The organism is Pseudoalteromonas sp. TB64 (assembly GCF_000498095.1).
Lineage (GTDB): Bacteria > Pseudomonadota > Gammaproteobacteria > Enterobacterales > Alteromonadaceae > Pseudoalteromonas.
In genome coordinates, this window is record NZ_AUTQ01000254.1 from 1 (window position 1) to 4906 (window position 4906).

9 protein-coding genes are annotated in these 4906 nt (G+C 38.1%); 2 read left to right on the forward strand and 7 right to left on the reverse strand.

Annotated elements, in window-relative coordinates:
* Positions 1-11 precede the first annotated feature (11 nt).
* Positions 12-1130 (reverse strand): ISAs1 family transposase, encoded by a 1119-nt coding sequence (locus tag L647_RS0120965; protein ID WP_024611966.1) that lies wholly within the window; start codon positions 1128-1130, stop codon positions 12-14.
* Between the two features lie 44 nt (positions 1131-1174).
* Positions 1175-1429, reverse strand: a complete 255-nt coding sequence (locus L647_RS0120970; RefSeq protein ID WP_024612757.1) for a hypothetical protein — start codon at positions 1427-1429, stop codon at positions 1175-1177.
* A gap of 237 nt (positions 1430-1666) precedes the next feature.
* On the opposite strand from L647_RS0120970, the gene L647_RS0120975 reads away from it, so the two are divergent.
* Positions 1667-1912, forward strand: a complete 246-nt coding sequence (locus tag L647_RS0120975) for an ogr/Delta-like zinc finger family protein (protein ID WP_024612758.1) — start codon at positions 1667-1669, stop codon at positions 1910-1912.
* Positions 1913-1930: 18 nt separating this feature from the next.
* Here L647_RS0120975 and L647_RS0120980 read toward each other — a convergent pair whose 3' ends face one another.
* The 5 genes from L647_RS0120980 to L647_RS1000000126630 all read right to left on the reverse strand — a co-directional run bounded on the left by L647_RS0120980 (position 1931) and on the right by L647_RS1000000126630 (position 4138).
* The gene (locus L647_RS0120980; RefSeq protein ID WP_024612759.1) at positions 1931-2251 is read right to left on the reverse strand and encodes a hypothetical protein; all 321 of its coding nucleotides are present in this window, start codon (positions 2249-2251) and stop codon (positions 1931-1933) included.
* A 1-nt stretch (position 2252) separates the two neighbouring features.
* Complete coding sequence (locus L647_RS0120985) at positions 2253-2606, reverse strand: hypothetical protein (RefSeq protein ID WP_024612760.1); 354 nt, start codon at positions 2604-2606, stop codon at positions 2253-2255.
* Positions 2588-2983: a hypothetical protein gene (locus tag L647_RS0120990; protein ID WP_139015463.1), complete on the reverse strand. Its 396-nt coding sequence runs from the start codon at positions 2981-2983 to the stop codon at positions 2588-2590. Before L647_RS0120990 ends, L647_RS0120985 begins: the two co-directional genes overlap by 19 nt.
* A gap of 446 nt (positions 2984-3429) precedes the next feature.
* On the reverse strand, positions 3430-3873 hold the full coding sequence (locus L647_RS0120995; protein ID WP_253948925.1) for a hypothetical protein: 444 nt from the start codon (positions 3871-3873) through the stop codon (positions 3430-3432).
* Positions 3874-3889: 16 nt separating this feature from the next.
* The gene (locus L647_RS1000000126630; RefSeq protein WP_024612763.1) at positions 3890-4138 is read right to left on the reverse strand and encodes a hypothetical protein; all 249 of its coding nucleotides are present in this window, start codon (positions 4136-4138) and stop codon (positions 3890-3892) included.
* Between the two features lie 251 nt (positions 4139-4389).
* On the opposite strand from L647_RS1000000126630, the gene sbcB reads away from it, so the two are divergent.
* Positions 4390-4906 (forward strand): exodeoxyribonuclease I (gene sbcB / locus L647_RS0121005; protein ID WP_024612764.1); only part of this gene is annotated, 517 nt, incomplete at its 3' end.

Consider the following 4906-nt stretch of genomic DNA (forward strand, 5'->3'; position numbering starts at 1 on the left):
ATGAAAAAACACTATAAATTCAATACCTTTTCAAGATAAGCTGTACTGCGCATCGCTTTCTTCTGCTTTGCTGGCATACCTTTACTAAAACTGGTTTCAGCCTTTAATTGATTAAATGCGATATGCCTCAGCCCTGCAAATACTGGCGCTGCACCTTCGCGCCTAATTCGGCACTCATCTTCTTTAAATCCTACGTCTAAACGCCAATGTAATCCGTTCTCTATTTGCCAATGTTGCCGCGCTGACCTTGCCAATTCTTCCGCCGTTAAATATGCTGAACTGATATAGTACCTATAACATAACTCATTGCTTACTTTACCTTTTTCCTTTCTGTAGGAAACAATAACACCCACCGTCTTTGCACCTTCCCAGTGTATCGTTTCTGATAAATCACTTACATCATGACGCACTGCACAACACCTAAACTCCTCTCTGTTTTTTTGATAATCTGCTTCATTAAACAAAATCCCTTCAGACGCTTGTCGTGTTATCTCCGGTAATAAAGCCCCCTCTATTTGCGACAGGAGTCCTTTATGATTTGCCTTCACTGCAAGAAGGTAATTAGCTTCTTTGCTCACTATTTTTTCTGCAATTGATTTTTGACACCCCATGGCGTCAATTGTGACTAAGCACCCTTTTATCTCAAGTAACTCAAGAAGTGTTGGTAACGCTGTTATTTCATTCGACTTTTTATCAACAGGACATTGCGCTAAAACGACACCATTTTCGCATGAAAACGCACTGACCATATAAAGTGCATCGCGCCTATCTGACTGATTAAATGAGCCTTTTAAGCATTTACCATCAATAGCTACGACATCGCCCTGGGTTAACTTAGTGCATGCTTTCATCCAAGAAGAAAAAGAATCTTGAAATTGCGTCATATCGATACGGCTTAGTACGCGGGCAATTGTGTCATGACGAGGAATACCTTGCTCTAGGGGAACATATTTCCTGAGCCAATCTAATCTATCATGACCAAAATCTTCAATATCTTCCCAGCCTTGGCATCCAGACACAACAGCGCTGACGGCTAAGAATATGATATCAAATAGTTTATGAACCACTTTACCTTGTTGGCGAGGATCATCGATTGATTCGAAATATTTAAATAGCTGAATATCAAGCATGAGAATGCTCCTTGTAAAAAGGAGTATAAGATCATACTTTGAAGTCAAGGTAAAGTTCGTGATCTTGCCCTGCCTTTAAACCCTTTATCATAAGCCCCATAAGCATTTCTATGCCTTTGAGGTTGAGCTTGGCTTTCTGGTAAGTCGTCTACTGCACCAGGGTTATATTTCGAATTATTTTCACGGTGATTTACACCTAAAAGATAAGCACAACCAGCACATATATGGCGCTGGCCACTACCTTGAAATAGTTCAATCTCTTCCATTACAGTACTTAAATCTTTATGATTACATGTCATATTTTGTCTCTTTTTTTTTTAACATTAATACCCACATATTAAATAGGGTTTAATTAATGAAACTCAAGAGACCACTAGATAAATATTTAATTTTTTAATACGTAGCTCATAAATAAAAATTCGGGCAACCGATCAGCTAACCAAAATCTTTGGCAGTAAAATTCAATTAATGGTTGTTTATCATCCTTACTGGCAGTGTGTAATCACAGTATATTTTATTGCCGATTGGTAGTTATTATGGCGCAGGTTACTTGCCCAAATTGCGAAGCTAAAGCAACAATTACATCACGCGAAAAGCAAAGCGCCCACGTAGTCAATTTATATTGCTCGTGTACTAATACTAAAGAATGCGGCGCTACGTTCCGCATTACCCAATCGTTTGATCACTTCTTAAATCCTCCGTGTAAAACCACTGCGCAACTAGCCGCAGCGCTTATTAAAAACCTACCGCGTGAAAAACAATTAGAATTGATTGGGCTTTGACTAGCAGTTAACTCAGACCTATTTCTCGATTATGCATAAATGCCTAATAACAGACTTTAAAAATGCACTTGTATTATTATTATTTATACGAATATAGCTTTGCTCTTTTAAACAATACCCTTTTTCTACATTCATTGCTTTGTTGGGGTTATATTCACGTACATACACCGCAATAGGAAAAAGTAGATTGTTAAATGTTCCTGGGCTATTTGTATCTATCTGATTTTCACTCAACTGAACGAACAAACCTCCTTCATTACAAACAAATAAGCTATAGGAAATAGTGCCATGCCCATTAATTTTGTCAGCTTTACCCTCAAAACCTTCTACTTTCTTCATATCAATCTTCTATTTTTTTTAAAAACGGTTTGAAAATAGTATTGTTCACATTAGTTTTATATTCCTGATATTCAAGGCTCTCTAATATGGAGGTATCACCACAATAACTTTTACGCTGACTCAACTTATCAGCTACTTTTCGAAGCTCCGATAACCTATTATTGTTTTGTTTATAAAATAATTCTTTATCAACATAACAACTTAATTCTATAAGATCTTCCCTTAAATCGAAAATTTTATCCAAAAAAGGTTTTAAATCGTCATACTGTTTTTTGGAAGATATTTTTATACTATCTTCTAACATTCTGAGTTTAAGAGTCTCTATATCAAGATCTTCTAGCGATTTTGTTGCCATTTTAAGATATTCTTTATATCTTTTTTTGTCTCTTCAGATGTATCAACTATACTTTCATAACTTCTTTTTGCTCGTATAAAAGCCAGTTCTGATAATTCCAATTTTGGGGCAAAATAATAAGTAATTAGGCTATGTATTTTAGTTCGCTCTTTGATGACTTCTAACTTTTTATTACTCAAATATTCAATAATTGCTATACACACGGCATACACCGTAGCGACTCCACCAACCCAGCTACCTATAGCAGACCAGAGCTCGACATGACTTTTAGCACTAATTAATATTAGATAAACACCGAAAGAGGCTACTCCTAACGTAAGTATTGTTACTAAAAGTAATCTGTGTTCGCTCCAAAATTCTTTGAACTTTACCTTCAAAACCATTTTTCCTTATTCTTGACATTTCTTAGCTGTACCCGCTAATTAAGTAATTAACGTGTACACTTAAGCCATTAAATCTATTGCCCACCAATCATTATCACTGATGGCCGTTGCTTCACCGCTCAATACTAATCTAGCTAAATCAAGAACACCAATAGTGTCAGCGTATCAAAATATTTCCTGTTGTTTTGGTTGTGCTCTATTAGTTACTGCAAATACGTCGGCGTTAGGTTCTTGCTGATAACCGGTGCAAATTTCGGTGGCAAATACGCTGTTATTTGTTTTACCACATTGGCCGTATTGGGTTTTAGGCGGGGGCTTATCAAATTTAGTAGTAAACGGGCTGTGCTAATCTTCGGCATACCTTTTTGGGCAAAACGCCTGGCAGCTAATACATGCCTTTGGCATGAGTACTTTTGAAATTTGAATAGTCATTATCTCTCCTACGCCATTAAACCCAGTGACCACCAATCGTTACTGCTGATTGCTGATGCACTGCCTTGTTTAACTAAAGTAACTAAGTCCCAATCACCAATTGTCACTAGACCATTTTCGTTTGTAGTTGTATTAAGCGCTTGGCGCCCGTCTAGCTCTGCATATTGATAAGCAAGGTCTACAAGTTCGCGGGCTTGTTGCCAGTGATCCTCTGTTACATGCCAGCTACCCGATTTTTGGGCAAATGTTTTTGCTCGGTATTCAATATCGAGTTGCTTGTTTTGTTTTAATTGGGCGTTTTCGTCTAATACATGTAACTGGCCACCTTTGACTTGGTAAATATGGCCGTTTCTCGCGATCCTTTTACCTGCAACTAGATCCTTTTTAACCTCTTCGATGTCCTTTTTGTCACCCCCCACCATATCAAATATTAACTCCGCGCTAGAGCCCACGGCTATAGGCGTACAGTTAATTACCACTAGACCAAGATAGGTCGGCTACGCCGACGTTGGTGCTAGCCTTAGCTCCAATTTTATCTGCTTTACCTCTGAGTTGCCTGGTCCATTCGATTAAACGAGTTTTTAAATTAGTGTCGGTAATTACGTTATGCACGTTATTAAACAAACGTGTAAGTATTGCTTTGCCTTTTGGTATGCGGCGCAATTCACGATACACGGTAACGTTTGGTGAACCATGTAACAACAGCGATACTGCCAAGTGACTGTTCCCTTAGCTGATAACCTTACACTTAAACTATCTCTATGCGATAATACACAAGGTATTTGATTTTTACCTAGCAGCTTTCTTAATTTGGTATCCCTTATCGCCATTTAATTTTTTATACACAGTTAGCAGAAAATTTATACACGAAACTATACACACAACGCGCTACTTACAAGAAACTCGAAAATACAAAAAGAAACTGAGCAGCGCTAATAACCCGCAAATTCAAAGGGCTAAGACATAGAATGAATAATGAAAGTTATCAAGAGAATCAAGCAACAATCTATTGGCACGACTACGAAACATGGGGAGCAAGCCCACAAAAGGATAAGCCGAGCCAATTTGCTGGTGTTCGTACCGATCTTGATTTAAATATTATTGGCGAGCCGCTTATTGAATATTGTAAGCCGCAAGCGGATTACTTGCCTCACCCTGAGGCGTGTTTAATTACAGGTATTACGCCACAAGTGGCAATGAAAAAAGGCTTGGTTGAAGCTGAGTTTATAGCAAAAATTCATGCCGAATTTAGTGTACCAAATACCTGTGTTGCTGGTTATAACAGTATTCGGTTTGATGATGAAGTAAGCCGCTATAGCTTTTACCGTAACTTTTACGACCCGTACGAGCGCGAATATAAAAACAATAACAGCCGCTGGGATATTATTGATTTATTACGTGCTTGTTACGCACTGCGCCCTGAAGGCATTGAATGGCCGTTAAAAGAAGACGGCAGCCCTAGCTTTAAGCTAGAGCATTTAACCG